Annotated in this window: 22 protein-coding genes and 1 pseudogene; 9 read left to right on the forward strand and 14 right to left on the reverse strand. The window is 62.5% G+C overall.

Annotation, left to right across the window (positions count from 1 at the left end):
- Positions 1–4 precede the first annotated feature (4 nt).
- From V5B59_RS24195 to V5B59_RS24210, 4 genes are all read right to left on the reverse strand, one after another.
- Entirely contained in the window at positions 5–1,180 is a 1,176-nt protein-coding gene (locus V5B59_RS24195) for a DUF2863 family protein (protein ID WP_034913296.1), read from the reverse strand.
- A 237-nt stretch (positions 1,181–1,417) separates the two neighbouring features.
- A complete protein-coding gene (locus tag V5B59_RS24200; protein ID WP_034913293.1) occupies positions 1,418–1,885 on the reverse strand; it encodes a carbohydrate-binding protein in 468 nt (155 codons plus the stop codon).
- Positions 1,886–1,946: 61 nt separating this feature from the next.
- On the reverse strand, positions 1,947–2,432 hold the full coding sequence (locus tag V5B59_RS24205; RefSeq protein ID WP_169071398.1) for a DUF2934 domain-containing protein: 486 nt from the start codon (positions 2,430–2,432) through the stop codon (positions 1,947–1,949).
- Between the two features lie 185 nt (positions 2,433–2,617).
- Positions 2,618–4,606, reverse strand: coding sequence for a site-specific recombinase (locus V5B59_RS24210; protein ID WP_169071397.1), 1,989 nt, complete (start codon positions 4,604–4,606; stop codon positions 2,618–2,620).
- 101 nt (positions 4,607–4,707) lie between these two features.
- Here V5B59_RS24210 and yaaA point away from each other — a divergent pair, with 101 nt between their 5' ends.
- Both yaaA and V5B59_RS24220 read left to right on the forward strand, forming a co-directional pair.
- Positions 4,708–5,490: a peroxide stress protein YaaA gene (yaaA, locus tag V5B59_RS24215; RefSeq protein ID WP_034913288.1), complete on the forward strand. Its 783-nt coding sequence runs from the start codon at positions 4,708–4,710 to the stop codon at positions 5,488–5,490.
- A 67-nt stretch (positions 5,491–5,557) separates the two neighbouring features.
- Positions 5,558–6,874 (forward strand): NYN domain-containing protein, encoded by a 1,317-nt coding sequence (locus V5B59_RS24220; RefSeq protein WP_169071396.1) that lies wholly within the window; start codon positions 5,558–5,560, stop codon positions 6,872–6,874.
- Positions 6,875–6,972: 98 nt separating this feature from the next.
- Here the strand turns inward: V5B59_RS24220 and panD are convergent, their stop codons facing one another.
- The 7 genes from panD to hda form a co-directional block, all read right to left on the reverse strand.
- A complete protein-coding gene (gene panD, locus V5B59_RS24225; RefSeq protein ID WP_034915916.1) occupies positions 6,973–7,356 on the reverse strand; it encodes an aspartate 1-decarboxylase in 384 nt (127 codons plus the stop codon).
- Between the two features lie 60 nt (positions 7,357–7,416).
- A complete protein-coding gene (gene panC, locus V5B59_RS24230; RefSeq protein WP_169071395.1) occupies positions 7,417–8,262 on the reverse strand; it encodes a pantoate--beta-alanine ligase in 846 nt (281 codons plus the stop codon).
- Between the two features lie 109 nt (positions 8,263–8,371).
- Positions 8,372–9,184: a 3-methyl-2-oxobutanoate hydroxymethyltransferase gene (gene panB / locus V5B59_RS24235; protein ID WP_169071394.1), complete on the reverse strand. Its 813-nt coding sequence runs from the start codon at positions 9,182–9,184 to the stop codon at positions 8,372–8,374.
- Positions 9,185–9,714: 530 nt separating this feature from the next.
- Positions 9,715–10,209, reverse strand: coding sequence for a 2-amino-4-hydroxy-6-hydroxymethyldihydropteridine diphosphokinase (gene folK, locus V5B59_RS24240; protein WP_034915922.1), 495 nt, complete (start codon positions 10,207–10,209; stop codon positions 9,715–9,717).
- A gap of 118 nt (positions 10,210–10,327) precedes the next feature.
- Positions 10,328–11,683: a polynucleotide adenylyltransferase PcnB gene (gene pcnB / locus V5B59_RS24245; protein ID WP_169071392.1), complete on the reverse strand. Its 1,356-nt coding sequence runs from the start codon at positions 11,681–11,683 to the stop codon at positions 10,328–10,330.
- A gap of 85 nt (positions 11,684–11,768) precedes the next feature.
- Complete coding sequence (locus tag V5B59_RS24250; protein WP_169071391.1) at positions 11,769–12,434, reverse strand: HAD family hydrolase; 666 nt, start codon at positions 12,432–12,434, stop codon at positions 11,769–11,771.
- An 18-nt stretch (positions 12,435–12,452) separates the two neighbouring features.
- Positions 12,453–13,109 (reverse strand): DnaA regulatory inactivator Hda, encoded by a 657-nt coding sequence (gene hda, locus V5B59_RS24255; RefSeq protein WP_169071390.1) that lies wholly within the window; start codon positions 13,107–13,109, stop codon positions 12,453–12,455.
- Positions 13,110–13,254: 145 nt separating this feature from the next.
- On the opposite strand from hda, the gene purM reads away from it, so the two are divergent.
- Together purM and V5B59_RS24265 are read left to right on the forward strand one after the other, a co-directional pair.
- A complete protein-coding gene (purM, locus tag V5B59_RS24260) occupies positions 13,255–14,298 on the forward strand; it encodes a phosphoribosylformylglycinamidine cyclo-ligase (RefSeq protein WP_288129813.1) in 1,044 nt (347 codons plus the stop codon).
- 114 nt (positions 14,299–14,412) lie between these two features.
- Positions 14,413–14,733, forward strand: coding sequence for a hypothetical protein (locus V5B59_RS24265; RefSeq protein ID WP_169071389.1), 321 nt, complete (start codon positions 14,413–14,415; stop codon positions 14,731–14,733).
- Here the strand turns inward: V5B59_RS24265 and V5B59_RS24270 are convergent.
- Both V5B59_RS24270 and V5B59_RS24275 read right to left on the reverse strand, forming a co-directional pair.
- A complete protein-coding gene (locus V5B59_RS24270) occupies positions 14,727–17,624 on the reverse strand; it encodes a VIT domain-containing protein (protein ID WP_169071388.1) in 2,898 nt (965 codons plus the stop codon). The genes V5B59_RS24265 and V5B59_RS24270 overlap by 7 nt on opposite strands.
- Positions 17,625–17,730: 106 nt before the next feature.
- Positions 17,731–17,976: pseudogene (locus tag V5B59_RS24275) on the reverse strand (anaerobic C4-dicarboxylate transporter); the annotation flags it as partial.
- A gap of 300 nt (positions 17,977–18,276) precedes the next feature.
- On the opposite strand from V5B59_RS24275, the gene V5B59_RS24280 reads away from it, so the two are divergent.
- The 5 genes from V5B59_RS24280 (at position 18,277) to V5B59_RS24300 (ending at position 23,131) form a co-directional block, all read left to right on the forward strand.
- Complete coding sequence (locus V5B59_RS24280; RefSeq protein ID WP_288129819.1) at positions 18,277–19,287, forward strand: sulfate ABC transporter substrate-binding protein; 1,011 nt, start codon at positions 18,277–18,279, stop codon at positions 19,285–19,287.
- A 102-nt stretch (positions 19,288–19,389) separates the two neighbouring features.
- The gene (gene cysT / locus V5B59_RS24285; RefSeq protein ID WP_169071387.1) at positions 19,390–20,226 is read left to right on the forward strand and encodes a sulfate ABC transporter permease subunit CysT; all 837 of its coding nucleotides are present in this window, start codon (positions 19,390–19,392) and stop codon (positions 20,224–20,226) included.
- Position 20,227: 1 nt separating this feature from the next.
- Positions 20,228–21,121 (forward strand): sulfate ABC transporter permease subunit CysW, encoded by an 894-nt coding sequence (cysW, locus tag V5B59_RS24290; protein WP_169071386.1) that lies wholly within the window; start codon positions 20,228–20,230, stop codon positions 21,119–21,121.
- Positions 21,122–21,124: 3 nt separating this feature from the next.
- Positions 21,125–22,186: a sulfate/molybdate ABC transporter ATP-binding protein gene (locus tag V5B59_RS24295; RefSeq protein WP_169071385.1), complete on the forward strand. Its 1,062-nt coding sequence runs from the start codon at positions 21,125–21,127 to the stop codon at positions 22,184–22,186.
- Between the two features lie 9 nt (positions 22,187–22,195).
- Positions 22,196–23,131 (forward strand): CysB family HTH-type transcriptional regulator, encoded by a 936-nt coding sequence (locus V5B59_RS24300; RefSeq protein WP_169071384.1) that lies wholly within the window; start codon positions 22,196–22,198, stop codon positions 23,129–23,131.
- Positions 23,132–23,236: 105 nt separating this feature from the next.
- On the opposite strand, the gene V5B59_RS24305 is transcribed toward V5B59_RS24300, so the two are convergent.
- The gene (locus V5B59_RS24305) at positions 23,237–24,508 is read right to left on the reverse strand and encodes an adenylate/guanylate cyclase domain-containing protein (protein ID WP_169071383.1); all 1,272 of its coding nucleotides are present in this window, start codon (positions 24,506–24,508) and stop codon (positions 23,237–23,239) included.
- Positions 24,509–24,524 lie beyond the last annotated feature (16 nt).

Here is a 24,524-nt window from a genome sequence, read left to right on the forward strand (position 1 = left end):
CGGTTCAATGCAGGGTCTGTGATGGTGCGTTGTTCTGCTCCGGCATCTCGGCGTGTACGGTATCGCCGTCGATATTCGGATAGAGCGGCGCACCACAATCGTCACAGAACTCGTAGGGAAACTGCTGGTCGAGCGCGACCACGTCCCTGAGGCCGGATTTGCGCAAAGCGGTTTCGATCTCGCCGGCGACATCGGTGGTTTCATCCTCGATGCCCAGCAAGGGCCAGACGACGCCATGAAAAACCACGTCGCTGTCCTTCGGGCCGAAACCGATCCGGTATTCCTCGAGCCGCTTGTCGTGGAAGCCACCGATGACTGCCCGCAGGCTTTCGGCGGGCTGCCCGAGGGTGGCTTGCAGAAACGCCACCGAAGCGTTCAGCGAGTACGGGCGCGAGGCACTGTCGGCCGCCCGGCAGGCGGCGTGGTAGGCGTCAGCCAGCAAGGGCTCATAGGCACAGCCGGTGAGCAGAGCCTCGAAGCACGGTCCGCCCTGTTTCAGCCACTCCCTGAGGGAACTCTCGCGAGTGCTCTTGTCGGCCTCGTTCCAGCGAAAGAGTGGCTGCCCACGGCGAACCGCCAGCGCACCGACGAGGTAACGGGTATCGGAAAGAAAGCGATTGGTTTCGGGCATGCTCGACGCGTCGATACTGATGTCGCTGCCGGCCATCGCGGCGATCCCCAGTTGTTGCATCAGTTGCCAGGTATCGACGAAGCTGTGCGGCAGTTGATCCGGGCTATACAGATAATCGGCCAGCGCCAGCCGGGCACCCGCAGCAAAGACATGCGCGCCGAGGTGCACCTTCAGCGTCTGCAGGGTGCTCTTCGGGATCGCCACGGTGGGAATCGAAAATCGCGACCAGGCCAAGAGCGGTGCGGCAAAGAGCAGAATGTCGAACTCCTGCCCGAGATGCGACAGCACACACGACTCGGCGTGCGCCTCGATGGTGTCTGCAAGATCGTCATGCGCCATGGCATGCGTGTCGAACAGGCGGTCCAGCGAGCCGGTGAAGTCATCCTCGGCGCCGTCATGGAACAGCTTGTCGACGAGTTCGCCGAGACGGTTTTGCCAGAACAGGTCCTCAAGCTTGCTGCCGGATTCGGCAAGACCTATGGCCAGACGGCTCAACTCGGTGGCATCAGCCGAAATGCGCTTGCGGGAGGTAAAGCGGTTGCGTTTCATGGTCGGGAGCCTGCGGGACGGTCAATTCATCATTGTACCAAGCTGGCGGGCTTGACGTTGGCGTGCATGCATCTTGTTGGCGACGCGGCCGCATGCTGGAACTCTATTGCACGAAAGAGAGATACAGGAATGCCTCTTCAAGACATCAGGATTGTGGCATCCATGCAGGTCAGGAAACTCCAGCCGGTTGCGCAAGCGTGCCTGCCGGCTGGATAAGTGGATAAGTGGATAAGTGCTTCAGGCGATTCGCAGTTCTGCCAGCGAAGCGAGCGCGTGCTCGTTGCCGATATCCGGCGTAATGATCAACTCAAGCACCGTCACTCCGGAGAGATCGACCCGATGTTCCTCGGTTTGAGTCACTGAACCTTCCGGGCTGAAATTCCACTGTTGACGCACGATTTCGCGGAACGATTGCCCGGCGTCGCCAGACCAGCGCAGCAGATACTCCTGCGTACGCTGCATGGCGGTCTCGACAAAGCGGACGCGGATTCGGCGAAGCTGCTGCGGTTGTGCAAAAAGCAGGCGGATGGTCTGCTTGCCGGGAACGGCGGCACGCCAACCGCTGCCTGCTCCAGCCAAGAGTGCCGATTCGATCGGATGCCGGGCATCCTCCGAACTGATTTCGACCTCTGCCAGTTCGTCGAGCTTGAGCCAGTCTGCCGCAGCAGTGAGCTGCGGGTTTTCGTCAATCAGTCGCTTGTGCATGGTTTGGTCCCGACGTTAGTAGCATGCATTGCTGGAACTGCTGGAGAGGGTTGCGAGGCGTTCACGCTTCGCCAAGCTGTGCGGCAATTTCCCCTTCGGCCTGCGCCCAGTAATCGGTGTCAGCTCCCCGGAAACCGTCCCTCTCGGCAATGAAGTACGCCGCCGACTGGACCATGCGATAGCGGTCCTCGGGGCTTGGCTTCACCGGCATTGCAACGGGCGCCGCGCACTCGGTGGGTGCAGACTGCAGACTCTCGATTTCGGCAGCAATGGCCGTAGCGGCCGGCTTTGGCGAGGCCATCTTCTGCGGGGCAGGAGCAGCGGCGGTAGGTGCAGGTGCAGGTGCAGCGGTAGGTGCAGGAGCGGCAGGCGCAGGTGCAGCGGTAGGTGCAGGAGCGGCAGGTGCAGGTGCAGCGACGGCAGCCGGTTTCTTTACCGCCGCCGCCTTGACGGCCGGCGTTTTCCCTGCAGTACTGGCGGTTGCCGTCGCGGTCGTCGTCTTCCTGGCGGCGGGTGCTCTCTTGGTCGTGCTCTTTTCTTCAGTCATGATCATTCCTTGCTGTTGAGGTCGGTGGAGTGGGGTGAGTGGGGGCTGCAGGCGCGGATCAACCGTTCCTTGAGTACTCTCGCAGGATAGGAAAATAGCGCTTGGCGGTCAAGGCGAATCGAGCACTCCGGGCTCTCGAACTGGCGATTGCCCGTTCGCCGGGGTCTGCCCGGCAGACGAAGCGGTCAGGCCGTCTTTATTGGCGGCATGAAGAAATCCCTGGGTTGTCGACGCAGATGCGAGACGACCGATCGCGCCAGGTTTTTCCACTGCGGATCGGAAACCTGTCGCGAACGCAGGGCGACATTGAGCGCCAGCGCAAAGCTGACCATGAGATTCATGAAACCGATCGTGGCAACGCCAAGCACCGCCCAGGCGAGCAGCCACAGATCCGGGAGAAGGTCGAGGCCGACAAAAGCGATGCCAATGAATGCCGACGAAAATGCGACATGGCGGATGTCGATCGGCAGCCCGACCAGCAGGCCGAAGAAGGTCGTTCCTCCGAGCAGAAAACCGAACAGCAGATTGCCGGCGAGCGCTCCGAGGTTGTCGCCGATGTAGGCCGCGCCACGGCGCATGCGCGCTTCGCCGAACAGGCGCTGCGGCCAGCCGAGTTGCAGGATACGTTCGGGGATGCGGTTGTAGGCGGCGTAATTGTCGTAATAGCCGCTGATCAGTCCGGAGATGAACAGGCAGACGCCGGCGATGGCGGCATAGAATACGGCCGCGCTATGCACCAGGCTCTGCTCTTCGAGCAGATGCAGCGATTTGTCGGGGCTGGTGAAATGCTCGCCGCTGCTGCTGAAGATGGCGAAGGCAATCAGCCCGGCGAGCGGAATGGCGATGCAGACATTGCCCAGAATGGCGATGATCTGACTGCGGCAGGTGCGCGCGATGAGGTCGGTCAGGGCCTCGATGTCGCGCAATTTTCCGCCGCCGTTACTGAGGCTTGCGGCAATCGCGTTGGCGGTCATTGCCGGTTGTTTGGTGGCGACGGTGCCATGCAGAATGTGGATCAGACAGAAACCGAGCCCGTAATTGAGGGAAAAGGCGAGGGCGCCAGTCAGGGGTGGCAAGGCCGCTTTGGCGAGCAGGATTTTCAGGCAGGCCATGCCGGCAATGACCACCCCGCCGATCATTGCCGAACGTGCCATCGACCAGTATTCCGCGCGCGTTTCGGTAATGTAGTGCTCGCCATGACGGCTGGCGTTGTCGGTCACCCGCAAGGCAATCAGTTCAGTGTTCTGGCGCCAGTGCCTGCCGAGATCGTTGCGCAGGCATTCGTCGCTCACCAGACGGGTGAACAGGCTGACGATTGGCGGGTAAGCCGACGCCTCGTCCAGATCGCCGTGCAGGCCGGCGAGAATGTCGAGCAGATGCTCGCTGCGCCGCAACAGTTGCCGCAGGCGCTGCAGTTGATAGGTCAGGTGGATGCTGGTTCCATTGCGGGCCGCATTCCTGCGTACCCGTTCGATGACCTCCTGGCATTGGCCGAACAGAACACGCAGGTGCAGATCGTCGCTGTCTGCTGCGATGGACTTGCCCCAGTGGTCCGGATAGGCCTCGATGTAGTCGGCCATCTCCAGGTTTTGCGCGACGAAGGGCGATTCGTGGGTCACCAGTGACGGTTCCAGCCGCAGCAGTTCCGGCTCCATGCCACAGGCGGCAATCCCGTACGAAAGCACGCGCAGCGAGCGAAGCAGTTCGAGTAGCGAGTGTGGAAAGGTCTCGCTGGTCGGCTCCTCGTCGAAATGCATGGCTTCGAGCAGTCGCAACCAGGCGTCGTCGCCGACGCCGACCACCCAATGCCGGTCACTTGGCCGGTCGAAGGTACTGCGCAGGACGCTGCGCAGCAAACCGGGGTCGAGCACCTCGGGCAGGAGCTTGTGGCCGATGCGGCGAAAACCTTCGGAGGCGAATCCGGTATTCGGCAGGATGCCGGTGGTGGTGTACAACTCGATGTGGCGATGCGTTCTGAGCAGCGTGTTGAAGGCGGCGCGCAAAGCCGATCGTAACTCGGGGTGGATGCTGAGAAGGTAGCAGAGGGCCTGCAGATTTCGCCTGGCGGTCTCGAAGTCTTGCGCCTTTGCCGGCCGGATTTCGTCGACCAGGAGGGCGAGCAAGGAAGTCAGATCCGCATCCGGGAGCAGCAGGCGCTTGAGGAGTGGTTCCATGGTTTAAAGTCGCGCCGGAATCCGCGCCGGTCGATCGCTGTCGATTACAATGGCTGAATCTTAGCACGTGCCGGGAATCCTCCATCGCCTGGAACCAGCAGATGATCATTGTCCTTTCCCCCGCCAAGAGTCTCGATTTCCGGACGCCGCCGGCGCTTGCCGAGCATAGCCAGCCACTCTTTCTCGACGACTCACAGGAGTTGATCGACGAGTTGCGCGAGTTGTCGCCGGCGCAGCTCGCCAGCCTGATGAAGATCAGCGATCCACTGGCGGTGCTCAACGTCAACCGCCATGCCGAGTGGGCACGGCCGTTCACCCCGGATAACGCCAAACCGGCGGCCCTGGCTTTCAATGGCGATGTCTACGACGGGCTCGACGCGCCGTCGCTGGCTCTGGAAGCCTGGCAGTTCGCGCAGCGTCACCTGCGCATCCTCTCCGGTCTCTACGGGCTATTGCGCCCGCTCGACCTGATACAGCCGTATCGGCTGGAGATGGGAACCCGTCTGGCCAATCGACGCGGCAGGGACCTCTACGCCTTCTGGGGCGAGCGCATCACCGACGCGATCAATGCCGCGGTGCACGACGCGCACGCAACCGTCCTGGTCAATCTCGCCTCGGAGGAATACTTCAAGGCCGTCCGGCCGAAACAACTGTCGGTGCCGGTGATTCGACCGGTCTTCGAAGACTGGAGCGGCGGCAGGTTCCGGGTCGTCAGCTTCTACGCCAAGCGGGCACGCGGGCTGATGGCGCGTTATGCAATCGTCAATCGCCTGATGACGGCGGCCAGCCTGAAGGACTTTACCGGCGACGGCTACGTCTATATGCATGCAGAAGAATCCGCGAGCGACAGCGCCTGGGTGTTTCGGCGCCGCCTGGCCGCCTGACTTCGGCAAGACTTTCAAGTCGCCCCGCTGGTGCGTGGCGCATCACAACCTGGGGAGAAAATGAATCATGGCCGTAGCGCCCGAAACCGCCATCATGGCGCTGTATTGTGACTTCGAGAATGTCGCCCTTGGCGTTCGCGATGCCAAATACGACAAGTTCGACATCAAGCCGGTCCTGGAACGCTTGTTGCTCAAGGGCAGTATCGTCGTCAAGAAGGCTTACTGTGACTGGGAACGCTACAAGGGTTTCAAGTCCACCATGCACGAGGCCAGCTTCGAGCTGATCGAGATCCCGCACCTGCGCCAATCGGGCAAGAATTCAGCCGACATCCGGCTGGTCGTCGATGCACTGGATCTGTGCTACACCAAGTCGCATGTCGATACCTTCGTGATCATCAGCGGTGATTCGGACTTTTCGCCTCTGGTTTCCAAGTTGCGGGAGAACGCCAAGTACGTGATCGGTGTCGGTGTCAAGCAATCGACCTCGGATCTGCTGATCGGCAACTGCGACGAGTTCATTTTCTATGACGACCTCGTGCGCGAGATGCAGCGCTCGGCGAGACGGGATTCAAAGGAAGCACAGCCGGTGGTCAGGCGCTCGCCGGAGGAGGATGCGCAACGCAGGCAGGAACTCGAGGGACGCCGCAGCAAGGCCATCGAACTGGCCGTTGCCACTTTTGAGGCACTGGTCACCGAGCGTGGCGACAGCAGCAAGATCTGGGCGTCGATGCTCAAGGAAGCGATCAAACGGCGCAAACCCGATTTCAGCGAATCGTATTACGGCTTTCGGGCTTTCGGCAACCTGCTCGAGGAAGCCCAGGCGCGTGGCCTGCTCGAGATTGGTCGCGATGAAAAATCCGGCACCTACGTCTTTCGCAGCAACGGTATGGTGGCTCGACCGGAAGCAAGCGCCGAGGTGCCTGCCGAGCCCTTGCCGGTCGTTCCGCTCGAACCCGAGAGCGCAGTGGGTGAAGAAGCAAGCGAGCCGGCGGCTGTGCGTCGCAAGGGGGAGGGCCGGCGCAAGGCAACCGAGAAAGGCATCAAGCGGGTCAGGGAGCCGCGGCTGGCCAGGCAGGAAAGCGTGCCGGTCGAAGAACCCGTACAGGAAGTGAACGAACTCGTTGCGTCCGTCGAAGCGGCGCCAGCAGAACCGGTCGAACTCGTCCTGGAGGTCACGGCAGCGCAGACTGGCGCCGAATTACCATCGGCTGTGTCGTCGCTTGAGGAGGCAGGCCACGAAGTCATCCCGGTTGCTGAGCCGGGTGTACCTGCAGAAGTGCAGGCCGTCCCGGTGGCGGATGAAGAAGAAGCCAGTGCCGTCAAAAAGCCGGCTACTCGCAGTCGTCGTCCACGCAAACCGAAAGTGCTGCCGGAAACGGCCTGATCAGCCGGCGCTGCCCTGCCCTTAATGTGAAAGTCGCGGAGCGACAAAAAAGCCGCGATCGGTGTCGCGGCTTTGTCGGTGCGGAGCTGGTGTTGCGCTCAGGCGGCGGCTTGCGTCGGGATCTTGCCGGCGATCCGCACGATCCGGTTCTGCGTATCGACGTAGATCAGTTGCGGCGCATATTTGGCCAGTTCGATCTCGGTGTACGTCGCGAAGCTGGCGATGATCAGGATGTCACCCGGCGCGGCGCGGCGCGCGGCTGAACCATTCACCGAGATGACGCCGGAGCCGCGCTCGGCGCGCAGCGCATAGGTCGTGAAGCGCTCGCCGTTGTTTACGTTCCAGATGTCGATCTGTTCGTACTCACGGATATTCGAGGCCTCGAGAAGGTCTTCGTCGATCGCGCATGACCCTTCGTAGTGAAGCTCGGCGTGGGTCGCGCTGACGCGGTGCAGCTTCGACTTCAGCATGGTTCTCTGCATGGAATTTCACCGGTTGAGAGTTGTTTGGGGAAGCGAATTGTAGCGGCTCATGGCTACCTGTCAATGGCTGCTCGCCAGCTCGATTTCGACATTGTCGATCAGTCGCGCAGCGCCCAGGCGGCTGGCTGCGAGCACCACCAGCGCCTGCTCGTCGGGGCCTTGCGGGAGCTGCAGATCGGACTGTCGACGCACGGCCACATAGTCCGTTTTCCAGCCATTCTGATCGAGCTCGCCGGCCGCTTCGCGTTCGAGTTTGGCGAAGTCGCGTTCGCCGGCATGCACCGCCGCAGCGAGGCAGCTCAGGAGGCGATGCAGGCGTGGCGCCTCGGCACGTTCGCTGGTCGACAGGTAAGCGTTACGCGAAGACAGCGCCAGGCCGTCTTCGGCCCGCACGGTCTCGCTGCCGACGATCTCGATCGGCAAAGCCAGTTGCTGTGTCATATTGCGCAGAACCATCAGTTGCTGGTAATCCTTCTTGCCGAATAGCGCCGCCTGTGGCTGGATAATGTTGAACAGCTTGAGAACGACGGTGGCGACGCCCCGGAAATGGCCAGGACGGAATTCCCCGTCGAGTTGATGCTGGATCGCGGGTGGTTCGACATGGTACTGCTGCGGCTCGGGGTAGAGCACCGCCTCGGTCGGCGCGAACAGCATCTCGACACCGGCCGCAGCGAGCTTCTCGCAGTCGGCCTGCAAGGTGCGTGGATAGCTATCGAAGTCGTCGTTTGGCCCGAACTGCAGGCGATTGACAAAAATGCTGGCGACCACGCAATCACCGTGGTTACGCGCCTCGTTCATCAGTGCCATGTGTCCGGCATGCAGGTTGCCCATGGTCGGGACAAAAGCGATGCGGCCACGCGTTTGCAGCGCTGCGCGCAGTTCGGGGATCGACGAGTGAATCTGCATGGCTATTGCTGAACCTCTTTCAAACTGGAATGACAAGCTGCCTGAGGAATGGCTGCGGCTATCCGTATCCGTGCCGTGCCGTGCCGGGGACCGACGATATCCTGGCGGCTCAGTAACAGTGTTCGGGACCCGGAAAGGTGCCCTCCTTTACGGCGGCAACATAGGCTGCGATCGCCGCAGCGATCGACGGCTGGCCGGTCATGAAGTTCCTGACGAAGCGGGCCTTTCTGCCCGCCGAGATATCGAGCATGTCGTGCAGGACGAGCACCTGGCCGGAGCATTCCCGGCTGGCACCGATGCCGATCGTCGGAATCGTGAGCTTGCCGGTGGTTTCGGCCGCCAGCGCTTGCGGGATGGCTTCGAGAACGATCAGGCTGGCGCCGGCTTCCTGCTGCGCGAGCGCGTCGGCAATCAATCGAGCTGCACCGGAGTCATCGCGGCCCTGTACCCGGTAGCCGCCGAGCTGGTGCACCGATTGTGGCGTCAGGCCGACGTGCGCGCAGACCGGAATGCCGCGCGTGCAGAGGAAGCGGGTCGTCTCGGCCATGTCGACACCGCCCTCCATTTTCACCATCTGCGCGCCGGCGGCCATCAGCGCCACCGCATTGCGCAGTGCCCGCCGCGGGCTTTCCTGGAAGCTGCCAAAAGGCATGTCGGCGATCACCAGCGGTCGCTGGCTGCCACGCGCGACGCTGGCGGTGTGGTAGGCGATGTCGGCCAGCGTCACCGGCAGTGTCGAGTCGTGGCCCTGCAATACCATGCCGAGCGAGTCGCCGATGAGCAGTGCGTCGACGCCGCTGTGATCGCACAACTGTGCAAAACTCGCGTCGTAACAGGTCAGGACGGCGATCTTTTCGCCATTGGCGCGCATTCTGGCGAGGTCGATGTGCGTCAGACGGCGCGTGGCTACGTGGGTGGACATGGGCCTACTCTCCCCGGTTGAAATAATCGCGGTGTCCGCGCACGCCTTCGATGCGCTTGACCAGCAGTTGAATCATTGCTTTTCCTCTCTGGCACCTGGCTGTTCGGACTGGCTTCGCGAAAGCCCACTATGGGCAAAGCGCGCCTAGGATACACAGTGCTGCTTGCAGATGGGCAAGTTTCAGCGGGTCGGTGATACAAAAAGACTACGAACCAATCGGTAGCTGGCGCGTTACAGGGTTATGGTGCATTGGAGACCCCTCATGAAAACGATTGTCCTCGCGCTTCTCGTCACTGTCGCCACGGCTGGCTGCGTAGTTGCCCCTGCTCAACCAGGGTATTACGGGCCGCCACGCGCATACCTTAACCCACCCGTGGTCGTGGTCGAACCACCACGGGTATACGGCTATCCCCCGCCGGTGGTGGTGCCATGGAGGCCATATTATGGAAATGGTTATTGGCATCGGCGATACCGTGGCGACTACTAACGGTCATGGCTGTTGCAGGCACCCCCGATCATGAAAGCCATGATTACTCTGCAAGTCTCTGGATTGCTTGCCCACGGACTGCCGGCAGCCAGGCGGCGGCGGTACCGCGGCCGGGAATGCGGCAGAGCGGCGCAATCTCCAGCAAGGGGGCGAGCACGAAAGCGCGCAGGTGCATGCGCGGGTGCGGCACGCTCAGTCGCGGGCTATCGACCACCCGTTGATCGTAGAGCAGCAGGTCGAGGTCGAGGGTGCGCGGCGCATGGTGGAACTCGCGGCGGCGACCGAAGCGACGTTCGACGACGAACAAGGCGTCGAGCAACTGCTGCGGGTCAAGCACGGTCTCGATGGCAGCAACTGCGTTGATGAAATCGGGCTGGCCGCGGATCCCCACCGGCGCCGTGCGATACAGCGAAGAGAGCTGCAGCAGTCGCGATTCGGGCAGTTCGGCGAGCGCCGCTGCGGCTGCGCGCAGCTGTGCCAGCGGATCGGCGAGGTTGGCTCCAAGCGCGACGAAAGCCAGGTGCGAGACGTCAGACACGATCGACTTCTGCCTGCCGCCATGCGGCGATCCTGAATCAGAGCACGGGCTATCCGTCAAGCGTTCTGCGTCCTCTGTGCTGGCGCCATGCCGGGGAGGCTGCGCCGCTGGCTGCACATCATTCCGGGGGCTTGGCATCCTGGCTGGCATCGGCAGGTGGGCGACGCCGCCGGCGACGCTTTTTCGGTTCGCCGGGCGCTGCCGGCAGCAGCATGGCGGCGCGCGCCTCGTTGCTGGCATCGAGAAAAGCGGTCCACCATTCGCCGACGGCTGGATCGATTTCGCCCGACTCGACCCGCAGCAGCAGGAAGTCGTAACCCGCCTTGAAGCGCGGCTGCTGCAGGACGCCGTAGGGGCGTTTGCCGGAACGCTGCTCGAAACGCGGTTGCAGGGCCCAGATATCCTTGATGTCACCGGCAATCCGGCGGGTGATCGCGAGCTTTTCTGCCTGCACATCGAGGACTTCGTCCATCGCCAGAAAGAGGGACGGGATTGCCGGTTCGCCGCGCGCCTTGAGTGGTTCCCAATTGGCCAGCACCTGATGCCAGAGCAGGGTGGCAAAAAGGAAGCCGGGCGAGATCGGTCTGCCTTCGCGGACGCGGCAATCGGTGTTTTCGAGGGCCAGCATGACGAAGCGTTCGCCGAGCGCCTGGTCGAGAATCACGTCGAGCAGCGGCAGCAGACCGTGGTGCAGTCCCTCCTCGCGGAGCTGTGTGACGCAGCGCACGGCGTGCCCGGAGGTGAGCAGCTTGAGCATCTCGTCGAACAGGCGTGAGGGCGGGACATTCTCGATCAGGCTGCCCATCTCGCGGATCGGCCGCCGCGCCTCGGGATCGATCGACAGGCCCAGCTTCGCCGCCAGGCGCACGGCGCGCAGCATGCGCACCGGATCCTCGCGGTAGCGGGTTTTCGGGTCACCGATCATGCGCAGGGTTTTCTGGCGCAGGTCGGCAACGCCGTGGTGGTAATCGACGATGGTTTCGGAAGTCGGGTCGTAATACAGGGCGTTGACCGTGAAATCGCGGCGCGCAGCGTCTTCCAGCTGGCTACCGAAGACATTGTCGCGCAGCACCCGACCCTGCTCGTCGGTGAGCGCCTGGTTGCTGCCCTCTTCTCCATGGTGGCCGCGGAAAGTGGTCACTTCGATGGTTTCTGCGCCCATGCTGACATGCACGATCTGGAAACGACGGCCGATGATGCGGGAGCGGCGGAAGCAGTGACGGACCTGTTCCGGCGTCGCATTGGTGGCGACATCGAAGTCCTTCGGCGTCAGGCCGATCAGCAGGTCGCGCACGGCGCCGCCGACGATGTACGCCTGGTAGCCATTTTCCTGCAGGGTCTCGACGGTGCGTCGGCAACCCCGACTGATGTCCTCACGCTGCAGGCCATGCTGGGCGACGGCGATGATTGCCGGTTCGCCATGCTTGCCGGGGTTTTTGCGTCCGAGGACGCGGGAGATGAACTTGCGGATCATTGCGAGTGGCTTCTGCTCGGTGCTATGGCGCAGCGCATGATAACGGATATTGCCACAGCCGGTGGCCGACGTTTTCCCGATAGGCTCACCCGAGGAGGCTCATGATCGGCCAGGCCGCGGCTTCGGCGTGCGCGCGCAACGTCGGATCGGGGTCAACCACCACCGGGTTGCTGACCCTGGACAGCAAGGGCAGGTCGTTCTGCGAGTCGCTGTAGAACCAGCTCCGCTCGAAGCTGCTCCACCATAGTCCGAGTGCTTCGAGCCAGGCCTCGACGCGGATGATCTTGCCTTCCCGAAACGATGGCAGGCCGCGCGGCCGACCGGTGAACTGGCCGTTTTCCTGTGCCGGAATGGTGGCGATCAGATGCGCGATTCCGAACTCGCGGACGATCGGACCGGTGACGAAGCTGTTGGTGGCCGTGACGATGGCGCACAGGGCGCCACTGTCGAGATGCCCGCGAACCAGCCGCCGTGCCTGCTCACTGACCAGTGGCAGGATGTTTCGGGAAAGGAACTCGCGCTGCCAGGATTCGAGCAAGGCACGGGGATGGGCCGCCAGCGGCCGGAGCTGGAAATCGAGAAAGACGTCGATGTCGAGGGTTCCGGCCTTGTACTGTTCGTAGAATTCAATGTTTTTGGCTTCATACAGGGCACGGTCGAGAATCCCCTTGCCAATCAGGAACTGCGCCCATTCAAAGTCGCTGTCACCGGCGATCAGGGTATTGTCGAGGTCGAAGAGGGCCAGATCCATTCTTTGCTTTCGGGCGGGTCAGCCAGTCACCGAGGTCTGCAGAACCTCGCGCAACAATGGCAGGGTGATTGGGCGCTTTTGTTCCAGAGAGTAACGGTCGATCGCCACCAGTAAAGCCGCCAGGCTGCGCATGTCGCGCGGTGCTCGCGCAAACAGGTAGCTGAACGCCTCGGGCGGCAGCACCAGGCCGCGCACTCTCGCCTGTTCGGCGAGCGCCGCCAGTTTTTCGGCATCGCTCAGCGGCTGCAGGCGATAGAGCAGGCCACTCCCCAGCCGTGTGCGCAGGTCTTCGCGCAGGGCGAGGTGCAGCGGCGGCATGTCGGCGGCGGCAAGCAGGCGGCCGCCGCTGGCGCGCAGGCGATTGATCAGGTTGAAAAGGACGATCTGGCCCCCTTCGCCGAGCGCCTCGACGTGGTCGACGGCGTAGAACTCGCCCGCCGGGGCAATTCCTGACAGCTCCGGGTCTGTGCGCGCATCGCTGTACGCCGCCTGGCAGGCCTGCAGCAAATGCGATTTGCCAGCGCCCGCTTCTCCCCAGAAGAGGAACACCGATTCGCGGTTCGCCGGCGCCAGCCAGGCGGCCAGACCAGTCAGCGCTTCGGCATTGCTGCCGGCGACAAAATTGTCGAAGCTGGGCGGCGCGTCGGGCAGCAGTTCAAGAATCAACTGGCGCATCGGACGGGGTTCAAGCGGGGGCGGAGGCACTGCGATCGGCACGCGGGAGAGCCATTTCGGATAAGATTGAGTTTCAGGCGATCGTAAATCGTGCATTCTACCACTGCACAGCATTCGCCAGCCTTGCTCGGGGATCCCCTAACACATGACTCAAGAATCTCTCTCCTATCGCGATGCCGGTGTCGACATCGACGCCGGCGATCAACTCGTCGAACGGATCAAACCCTTCGCCAGAAAAACCCTGCGCGAGGGCGTACTCGGCGGTATCGGCGGTTTTGGTGCGCTCTTCGAGGTTCCCAGACGCTACCGCGAGCCGGTACTGGTCTCCGGCACCGATGGCGTCGGCACCAAGCTCAAGCTCGCTTTCGAACTACAGCGGCACGACAGCATCGGCATCGATCTGGTGGCGATGAGCGTCAACGACATCCTCGTCCAGGGCGCCGAGCCGCTCTTTTTTCTCGACTATTTCGCCTGTGGCAAGCTCGACGTCGATACCGCTGCCGACGTCGTCAAGGGCATCGCCAGAGGCTGCGAACTTGCCGGTTGCGCGCTGATCGGCGGTGAAACGGCTGAAATGCCGGGCATGTACCCGGCAGGCGAATATGATCTCGCCGGTTTTGCCGTCGGCATCGTCGAGAAAGCGGCGATCATCGACGGCTCGACGATCATTCCGGGGGATGTGCTGCTCGGCCTGCCGTCATCGGGCGCGCATTCCAACGGCTATTCGCTGCTGAGGAAGATCATCCATCGCGCGCAGCCGGACCTGACGCAGGCCTTCGACGGCGAAACGACGCTCGCCGAAGCGATCCTGGCGCCCACGCGGATCTATGTGAAAGCCTTGCTGGCGCTGCTGCAGGCGCTGCCGGTCAAGGGCATGGCGCACATCACCGGTGGCGGCCTCACCGGCAACGTGCCGCGCATCCTGCCGCCTGCAGTCAAGGCCGAGATCGCGCAGGCGGCGTGGCCGCGTCCGAAGCTTTTCGACTGGCTGCAGCGCGAAGGCGGCGTCGCCGACAGCGAAATGCACCGCGTCTTCAACTGCGGTATCGGCATGGTCGTCGTCGTCGCCCGCGAGGACGTGCGGCAGGCCTTGCAGATCCTGCATGCGGCCGGCGAAGCCGCAGTGGTCATCGGGGCGATCAAGGTGAGGGGCGAGGGGGAAGCGGGGACGATCGTGGTTTCCGGGTAGGGCTCTGGGAGGCAGGTGGGTGAATGGTCGGGCGCTTCCGTCTCTGATACGTGGACGGGGAAGAAATGGTAATATACTTGTCATTGGCTTGATCGTCGCCTCGAAGGAGAGAAAATGCGCAACCGTCTGATGCGGATCGTGACCTTGGTCGTTGGCACCGTACTCCTCAATACCGGGTGCATCCTGTCGCAAGCCGTAGACCGCAACTACCTTGGCGTGAACGTCCCAGCGGCGAACACGGACCGGAAATTGACCGGCCTTTTTCTGCTGCCCTTTGCCACTGTTCTGGATGTATTGACATTGCCGGTGCAGGCGGGGGCGGTTCTGACCTATGGCGACGACTTTCCTTACCGGTATCAGGGCCAGGAAGAGGGTACCCTGACTCCGTATCGGGGCAATGCGGTGCAGTCTGCCCCACAGGCTCCGCGTTACTGACCGACCACGAATTCCCCCACCGTCACCACTTCGCTCTGCCCCTTGAGCCGCAGGGTCAGCCACTCTTCCTTCTGGGCGGCGGTGCCGAAAGCGGTATACAGGCGCAGACTGAGCGTCGTCGCTCCCGCGACCACTTGCTGACGGTGTCCGTAGAACTGCGCCTGCACGAGGTAGCGGCCGGGCTTGGCCTTTTTCAGGGAAAACTCCTCGGGACCGTAACCCCCGGTGAAATCGCGTGACATGGCGCCGCCCTGATAGCTCAGACGGTTGCCGTAGTAGGCCTTTTCCCCGTTGGGGTCGGTGACCCAGAGGTCGATGTCGGTATTGTCTGCGTCCCAGGCCAGGAGCACGCGCAGGTCGAGCGGCAGATTGCGGAGGAGGCGCGGGTCGATCGCCGAGGTATCGATTCCTGATGGCGCAGTGGCGATCAGCGCATTCATTTCCGCCAGGGCCACCAGTTCGATATCCGGGAAACGGTTATGCCAGGGACGCGTCACCACCTGGTAGAGCGACTCCACGGCCTGCTGCCGGTCGCCGGTTTCCGCCTGTGCCAGTCCGAGGTCACGCCAGGACTGCGGTTCGTTGGGCGCCAGCTCGAGGACGCGTTGCAGTACCGGCACGGCAAGGTCGGCGCGTCTGGCCTGCAGCAGGCGGTAGCCGAGGATGCGCAGGATTTGACGGTTTTCTAGATCCATCTCGGCCAGATTGGAGAGAATGCGCAGCGCCAGTTCCGGGCGGCCACGCTCGAAGAATAGGTCGGCCACGTCGAGGAAGAACGCCGTACTGTTCAGGTAAGCGGGTCGCTCGTCGAGATAGACGCGATACAGCTGCTCGGCTTCGGTCTTGCGCAGGCGCTCGGCATAGGGCGCGTCGGGAAGCCATTTCTTGAGCTGAATCCTGGCGACGGGCGCCTCGTCAGCCATTTTCGCCTTGCTCGCCGGAGCGGCTGCATCCATCCGCGACATCGGCGCAGCGGCCGGCGCCGGTGGTGCTGCCGAAGCGGGCTGGCTTCGTTCCATCATGCCGGGCGCGGCTCCTGCGGCTCCTGCGGCCGCTGCCACTTTGGCTTCCTGCCTGACCTGCGGGCGCTCTCCCTTGGGGAATTCGCGTTCCCACCAGGCCTGTTTTTCCTTGAAGCGACGCACGATGTCTTCCAGGTGGCTGACGCGGTCGCGTTCGACCTGTTGCCTACGGCTTGCCGCGAGCCGCTCATAGTCGGCACGCAGCTCGGCCGGGGGCGGGATTTCATGGCGCACATAGTCTTCGACGCGATCCAGGACGATCAGCGAGGTGCCCGGAGTGACCAGACCGAAGGACTTGCCGAGGCGGGCGATGGCTGCCCGATGGATGGCCCGCTCCGGCAACAACTGCTGCAGCCGCAGGCGTGCCCAGGCCTGCGCCGCAATACTGGCCGGCAGCGTGTTCGTGCCGCCGACCCGGACTTGCTGGCGTTCGATCCCGCCGCCGGGTTTGCGCCATTCCAGATCGATGACTGCCGTCGGCTCGGTCAGGACGCCGGCCACCGCCAGGCGCCCCGATTCCTGATCGGGCGGCGCCGCCACCAGCTCGCGTGCGCCGTTGGAACGTAGGCTGGCCAGGCCTGGGCCGATGCTGCGCAGCGCCGTCACCGCCACCGCCGGCGAAGTCGCGAGCAGATCGACAAAGGCGCCGCCGCTCCTGGTCGCCGCCTGGCGCAAACGCTCGCCATCAGCCGCTGCGGCAGCGCTGACGGCAAACAGCGGCAGGTCGAAATCGGGCATGGCCTGGGCCGAAAAATTGCCCAGGCCGTCGGAGAACAACAGCACGGCGTCCGCCGCTGCTTGCGGGCGAAAAGCCGCCATGTTGGTAGCGCCGTCGTAGCTCACCTGCTCCAGTCGCGCGCGCAGAGCTGACCAGTCGCCTCCCTTGACGACAAAACTGCCGCCGTCCTCGGCGCTGTCGCGCGCCAGCGTCAGCCGCACCCGGCAATTGCCGAGAGCCTTGAAATAGGCATCGAGCAGGGCAAATTCGCGCCCGTGCTCGCGATTGGCACCGGAACCTGAAGCGTCCCAGACCAGAGCCAATTGCCCTGGTTTCGGTCGTGCGGCACGGCTCATCCCAGGCCCTGGCAGTTCGGCGTAGAAGTACCGTTTACCATCGAATTCTTCCACGGTCAGCAGCGGGCCGGTATGTGGCGAGAGGCTCACTTCGGCCAGCCGCTCCGGCGAATAGTCGCGGCGATGCACTTCCAGCGTTGCGCCGCCTGCGCGGTTTTCCCAGCGGGCAGCGCTCAGGCCGCGCAGCACCCTGGCGGCATCGGCCTGGAGTCCGGGCGCCTGAATACGCAGATCGAAGCTTCTCAGTCGTTCGCCGAAAGCCAAAGGCAGGCGCAGCAATGCCGTGCCATCACGCCTTTCCGGTAGATGTTCGCTGATCGTCAGTGACACCTTGCGATCGCCTTGCGCAGGAATCGGGTAGATGCGCAACTTGTAGTTGTTGCCCTGGGTGGCCTCCAGCAGAGCCGGATCGACTCTCGTCCGCGTCACCTCCTCGAAAACTTCCTGACCGCGAGCCTTGTCGACGGGTACCGCCGGCCGCCACTTGCCGTCGAAATCGAGGGCGAAGCCACTGACCTCCTGACCATCGAGCAGGGGGAACTGCAGTTCGCCTTCGAGCAGACGGGCGTTGGGATTGTGGAAGGTCATTTCGACCGTGCTCTTCGCCAGACGGCCAACGACCAGCACATCGATGCTGACGCGAGCCAGCCGCAGCGGCTGTGCCGCTGCCGGCGCGCGCAGAATGATGGGGGGCACCACCACCGGCGATGGATCGCTGATCAGCAGACCCTGGGTGCTCGCTGCCTGCGCAGCGAAGAACAGTGCCGTCAATGCAAGAGCTTTCGATATTTTCATGATTTGGCCCATCTCCAAATGAAACGCAATGAGCAGGTAAACGGCGAGTTGCGGTCAACGGGGTCAAAGAGGGGCAAAATCGATTGCCTGCCGCGTCGGCTTCGGCTTACACCAGCCCGCGTGCTGTCGCCAGCAGGTAGCCGATGATGCACGAAGTGCCGACACCGATCAGGCCAGGCGCAATGAAACTGTGGTTGATCAGGTACTTGCCGATGTGGGTGGTGCCTGAACGATCGAACTGGATGGCCGCCAGGTCGCTCGGGTAGGTCGGCAGGATGTAGTAGCCGTAGCTGGCCGCAGCAAAAGCGACGACGAAGCCCGGCGGGACGCCGATCGACAGCGCCACCGGTACCATCGACCAGAATGAGGAGCAATTCGAGAGTCAGTAGCATGGTGATGAACCCTTTTCGCGTAGTTGCCAGCCTGGAGGACAGCATTCGCTGTTGTGGTGGCGACGCGATGTCGCTTACAGCCGCCACTGACCGGCAATGCTACAAGATCCCGCCGGGAAGGCGTTATATTTTGGATCAGCAACTCTGCCAGCGAAGCAGATTCCGCGCTGCCTCCGTATAAGCTCATAAGCAAAGATTCGTTGGCTGTCGTGCAGCGCTCTCCTAGACTCCGTCCCACCCATTGATTGAACGGAGTTCTCATGAAGTTGAAACGTCTTCTTGCCGGCCTGCTGACCAGCGCACTGATTATCGGCAGTGCGGTCGCTGCCGACATCTCTCTTTTGAACGTCTCCTACGACCCCACCCGCGAGTTGTACCAGGACTTCAACGCCGCTTTTGCCAAACACTGGCAGGGCAAGACCGGTGATACGCTCAAAGTGAACGCTTCGCATGGCGGTTCCGGCAAACAGGCGCGCTCGGTGATCGACGGCATCGATGCCGACGTGGTCACCCTGGCGCTGGCCTATGACATCGACGCCATCGCCGACAAGGGCATCGTGCCGCTCGACTGGCAGAAGCGGCTGCCCAACAACGCCGCGCCCTACACCTCGACGATCGTCTTCCTGGTCCGCAAGGGCAACCCCAAAGCCATCAAGGACTGGAACGATCTGGTCAAGCCCGGCGTCTCGATCGTCACCCCCAACCCCAAGACTTCTGGCGGCGCGCGCTGGAATTACCTCGCTGCCTGGGCCTATGCGCTGAAGCAAGCCGGCGGCAACGAAGCCCGGGCCAAAGAGTTCGTTGGCCAGATCTACGGCAACGTCAAGGTGCTCGATTCCGGAGCACGCGGTTCGACGACCACCTTCGTCGAGCGCGGCATCGGCGACGTGCTGCTTGCCTGGGAGAACGAAGCCTACCTGGCGATCAAGGAACTCGGGCCGGACAAGTTCGAGATCGTCACGCCGTCCTTGTCGATTCTTGCCGAGCCACCGGTTTCCGTGGTTGACAAAGTGGTCGACAAGCGGGGGACGCGCAAGGTCGCGCAGGCCTACCTCGAATACCTGTACTCGCCCGAAGGCCAGGAAATCGCTGCCAAACACTATTACCGGCCGCGCGACGCCAAGGTTGCCGCCAGGTACGCCAAGCAGTTCGGCAAGGTCAACCTGGTCACCATCGACGATATTTTCGGTGGTTGGCGGAATGCCCAGAAGCTGCATTTCTCGGACGGCGGCATCTTCGACCAGATCTACGTTCCCGGCGGAAGACGTTGAATCTCGTTTGAAACCTCGCTTGAAACTCCGACTGAATCGTCGGAGGAATCCACTGCAGCAGAAAGAGAAAATGAACAAGTTCTTGTCTTTGTCGAGGCCGGCATGGCCAGCCTGAAGCGCTTCAGTCCCTTGCCGGGCTTTGGCCTGGCGATGGGCTACACGCTGGTCTATCTGACCCTGATCGTGCTGATTCCGCTCACAGCAGTCGGTGCCAAGACGCTGACCCTCGGCTGGGATGCTTTCTGGTCTGCGGTCAGTAGTCCGCGCGTGCTCGCTTCGTATCAGCTCAGCTTTGGCGCCTCGCTGCTGGCGGCCGGCATCAATGTCATTTTCGGCCTGATCTTTGCCTGGGTGCTGGTACGCTACCGCTTTCCCGGCAAGGGCCTGGTCGATGCTCTGGTGGACCTGCCTTTTGCCCTGCCGACGGCGGTGGCCGGCATCGCCTTGGCAACCATCTACGCGGAGAATGGCCCGGTCGGCGAACTGCTCAAGAGGTTCGGAATCGAGATCGCGTACACGCCTTACGGGGTGTTGCTGGCACTGGTCTTCATCGGCCTGCCGTTTGTCGTGCGTACGGTACAACCGGTGCTCGCCGACCTCGAAAAGGAAGTCGAGGAAGCCGCCGCCGGCCTCGGGGCCTCGCGCTGGCAGACCTTCGTCAAGGTCATCCTGCCGCACATCACCCCGGCACTGCTGACCGGTTTCGCGATGGCCTTCGCCCGCGCCGTCGGCGAATACGGATCGGTGATCTTCATCGCCGGCAATGTACCGATGGTCTCCGAGATCACGCCACTGTTGATCATCACCAAGCTCGAACAGTACGACTACGCCGGCGCCACCGCGGTTGCTTCGGTGATGCTGGTCATCTCCTTCATCCTGCTGCTGATCATCAATGCGCTGCAGGGCTGGATGCAGCAACGATACACGGCAGAGGCCTGAGATGAGTGGAACGATTGCCTTGAAACCCGGCAGCCTGGCGCGTCATGAGACACTCAGCACGCACGAGCCAGCCTGGGTGAAGGGGGTGCTGATCGGCATCGCGCTGACCTTCTTCGCCGTATTTTTGCTGCTGCCGCTGGCGACGGTTTTTGCCGAAGCCTTGCGCAAGGGTTGGGGGGCTTACGCAGCGGCGCTGGTCCACCCGGATGCCCGCTCGGCGATTACGCTGACGGTGCTGGTCGCTCTGGTCGCGGTTCCGCTGAACCTGGTGTTCGGGGTCGCCGCCTCATGGGCGATCGCCAAGTTCGAGTTCTCCGGCAAGCGCCTGCTGATCACCCTGATCGACCTGCCTTTTTCCGTGTCGCCGGTGATCTCGGGCCTGATCTACGTGTTGATGTTCGGCGCGCAGGGCTGGTTCGGCCCCTGGCTGCAGGCACACGACATCAAGATCATCTTCGCCCTGCCCGGGATCGTGCTGGCGACGATCTTCGTCACTTTCCCTTTCGTCGCCCGTGAGCTGATTCCGCTGATGGAAGCGCAGGGCTCGGAAGAAGAGGAAGCGGCGGTCGTCCTCGGCGCTTCCGGTTGGCAGATGTTCTGGTACACCACGCTGCCCAGCATCAAATGGGGCCTGCTGTACGGGGTGATTCTGTGCAACGCGCGTGCGATGGGCGAGTTCGGCGCGGTGTCGGTGGTCTCCGGGCATATTCGCGGGATGACCAATACCCTGCCGCTGCACGTCGAGATTCTCTACAACGAATACAACTACGCCGCAGCCTTTGCCGTGGCCTCGCTGCTGGCTCTGCTGGCGATCGTCACGCTCGGGCTGAAAACGCTGGTCGAGCGGCAGACGCATCGGCAGCAGCAAGAGAAAAATGAACTTTCCGGAGAATGAGCCATGAGCATCGCCATCCGCAACATCAGCAAGCAGTTCGGCGCTTTCAAGGCGCTCGACGACGTCTCGATCGAAATTCCTTCCGGTGAACTGGTCGCCCTGCTGGGACCGTCGGGTTGCGGCAAGACGACATTGCTGCGCATCATCGCCGGCCTCGAATACGCCGATCAGGGCCAGATCCTGCTCGCAGGCGACGATACCTCGGCTCGCCACGCCCGTGATCGCCAGGTCGGTTTCGTCTTCCAGCACTATGCGCTGTTTCGCCACATGAGCGTTTTCGATAACGTCGCTTTCGGCCTGCGCGTCAAGCCGCGGCGCTACCGTCCCGCCGAAGCGGAGATCAGGCGCAGGGTGAAGCGTCTGCTCGAGTTGGTGCAACTCGACTGGCTGGCCGACCGCTACCCGACCCAGCTTTCAGGCGGTCAGCGCCAACGCATTGCACTGGCGCGTGCACTGGCAGTGGAGCCGAAGGTGTTGCTGCTCGACGAACCTTTCGGCGCCCTTGATGCCAAGGTGCGCAAGGAATTGCGGCGCTGGTTGCGGCAGTTGCACGACGAAATCCACGTCACCAGCGTTTTCGTCACCCACGACCAGGAAGAAGCGCTCGAGGTCTCGGACCGGGTAGTCTTGATCAACAAGGGAAAGGTCGAGCAGATTGGTACGCCCGAGTCCGTATATGACCATCCGGCGACACCTTTCGTCGCCAACTTTCTCGGCTCGGTCAATCTGTTTCATGGCCGGGTCGAGGACGGACAGCTGCACCTGGGCGAGCACCAGGTCGGTGCCGCCGACGGCAACGACGGCAAGGCGGTGGCCTTCGTGCGTCCGCACGAGTTCGAGCTGGTGCCGGGTTGGGCTGAGCGTGACGGCCTGCCGGCGACGATCGTCCGCGTCGTCTCGGTCGGGCCCAGCGCGCAGATTGAGCTGAGCCGCTCCGACGGCGAACTGGTCGAGGTCTCGATCGCGCGCGATTCCTTCCGCCTGCTGGGTCTTGGCAAGGGAGACCAGGTGTTGCTGCGCCCACGCCATATCCGCGTCTTCCAGGCCGAAGCGCAGGCGGCTTGAGGAAACCCGATGAACTTTCAGCAACTTCGCATCATTCGCGAAACGCTGCGCCAGGATTTCAACCTGACCGAGGTGGCAAGTGCGTTGTACACCTCGCAACCGGGGGTCAGCAAGCATATCAAGGACCTCGAGGACGAACTCGGCATCGAGATCTTCGTACGCCGTGGCAAGCGTCTGCTGGGACTGACCGAGCCAGGCAAGGAACTGGTTGAAGTGGTGAACCGGATTCTGCTGGACACCCAGAACCTGCGCCGTATTGCCGACCAGTTTGCCAGTCGGGAAAGTGGCCATTTCGTGGTCGCCACCACGCACACCCAGGCGCGCTATGCGCTGCCGCAGATCATCAAGTGGTTCAAGACCGATTATCCGCGCGTGCATCTCGCACTGCACCAGGGCAGTCCGGTGGACATCGCCGAACAGCTCGTGGCGGGCGAAGCCGATGTCGGCATCGCCACCGAACGACTCGATAAGGTGCCGGAATTGGTCACCTTCCCGTTCTATCGCTGGTACCACGCGGTGATCGTTCCCTACGGCCACCCCCTCCTGAAGGTCAAGGACCTGACGCTGGAGTTGATCGGCGAGTATCCGATCATCACCTATCATGAGGGCTTTACCGGCCGGACGCATATCGACAAGGCTTTTGCCGACGCTGGCGTCGTGCCGGACATCGTGCTTTCGGCGATTGATGCCGATGTGATCAAGACCTATGTCGAACTCGACCTCGGCGTAGGCATCGTCGCATCAATGGCCTACGACGGCTTCAAGGACCGCAACCTGGCGCTGATCCCGGTGCCGCACCTGTTCCCGGAAAGCACCACCCGTCTGGCTGTGCGCCGCGGCACCTATCTGCGCAGCTATGCGCTGGCGTTCATCGAAAAGGTCTGTCCGGAGATCGGGGAAGAAAACCTCAAAGCGGCGATTCAGAAACAGAACGGCAGTGAGTGACTCGCGCAAAAGCGATGATGGCGATCACGGCGATGCCCAGAATGACCAAGTCATTGACCAGGAACTGTGTGGCCGAATGCACCATGAATCCCAGGCCACTCGTCACTATGGGCTTAAATTTGGAACTGCTGGATCCGCAGAACCTCTTGAATTGGTCCGTGTCGCGCGGCCTTTGAGAAGAAAAACGCGCATCCGGCCTTTGCCCTTGACTGCAATCTCGCCACGATCCTTGCAGATGAAGTCGGGTGGCAGCAAGGCGCGCGTCGCGTCGCTGATCTGAATCTCGCCGGATATTCCCTGCGATTCCATGCGCGCGGCGATATTGACCGTGTCGCCCCAGAGGTCGTAGATGAAGCGCTTCTTTCCGATCACGCCAGCCACTACTGCACCCGAATTGATACCGATACGGATCTCCAGCCCAGGGAAATCCTTGATCGCCGTCTGCATCCGCAAAGCCAGTTCCGCGGCTGCGACGGCATGATCGGGACGTGCTTCGGGAATGCCCGCTGCGACCATGTACGCATCGCCAATCGTCTTGATCTTTTCCAGCCCGCCTTGCTCGGTGAGATCATCGAAACGTGTAAAGATGGCATCCAGGAGACCAACCACATTGGGCAGCGATTCGGACAGCGCGGTGTAGCCGACGATGTCTGCAAAGAGCACGCTGCATTCCCCGAAGGCATCGGCAAAGGTGCGTCCCTCGCGGCGCAAGCGCTGGCTGATCGTCGCCGGCAACATGTTTTCAAGGAGTGCTTCCATGCGCGCATTGGCACTGGCGAGTTGTTTCTCGGCTTCCGCCAGATCGGCCACGAAAAGCCGGGCCACCCAGATCAGCGAAGCGAAATTCGCCAGCGAGAGTATCCAGCGGCCTGTTCGTTGCGCCTCGGAGTCATAGGCCAGACCCAGTGGCGGCAAGCTCACGAGAGCCAGTTCGACGGAAACGAAGATCAGCACACAGGCGCCTACATACACCCGCCGCCCGCGCTGACTGTGCTCGAAGAACAAGAGATATGCGCCGACGATCAGCGGCAGCAGGTGGTAATGGCTCATGCTGAGAAATGGACCGGTCACCCCTTCGAGCGCAATCATCCCTGCGACGACCGGAATGACGATGCAGAAATAGCTGTGACCGGCAAGTCCGAGCCGACCGCGGGAGAGGCAGAACCATACCCAGGCCGCCCCAGCGCCCGAAATTCCCTGCAGGATCAGTGTCGGCCAGTCGCCCCGCATCAGCGCAACGACACTCCATGCGATCGCATAGGCGAGCAGAAATCCGACTCCGGCATGCAGCAAGCGCACCGCCCGGAGGCGACGATACTGGCGAAATTCGACATCGGTGTAGACGAAATCACCCAGGGCACTGCTGTTCTTCACCATTCCTCCTGACTCCCGC

It is taken from the genome of Candidatus Accumulibacter contiguus (assembly GCF_036625285.1).
Taxonomy (GTDB): domain Bacteria; phylum Pseudomonadota; class Gammaproteobacteria; order Burkholderiales; family Rhodocyclaceae; genus Accumulibacter; species Accumulibacter contiguus.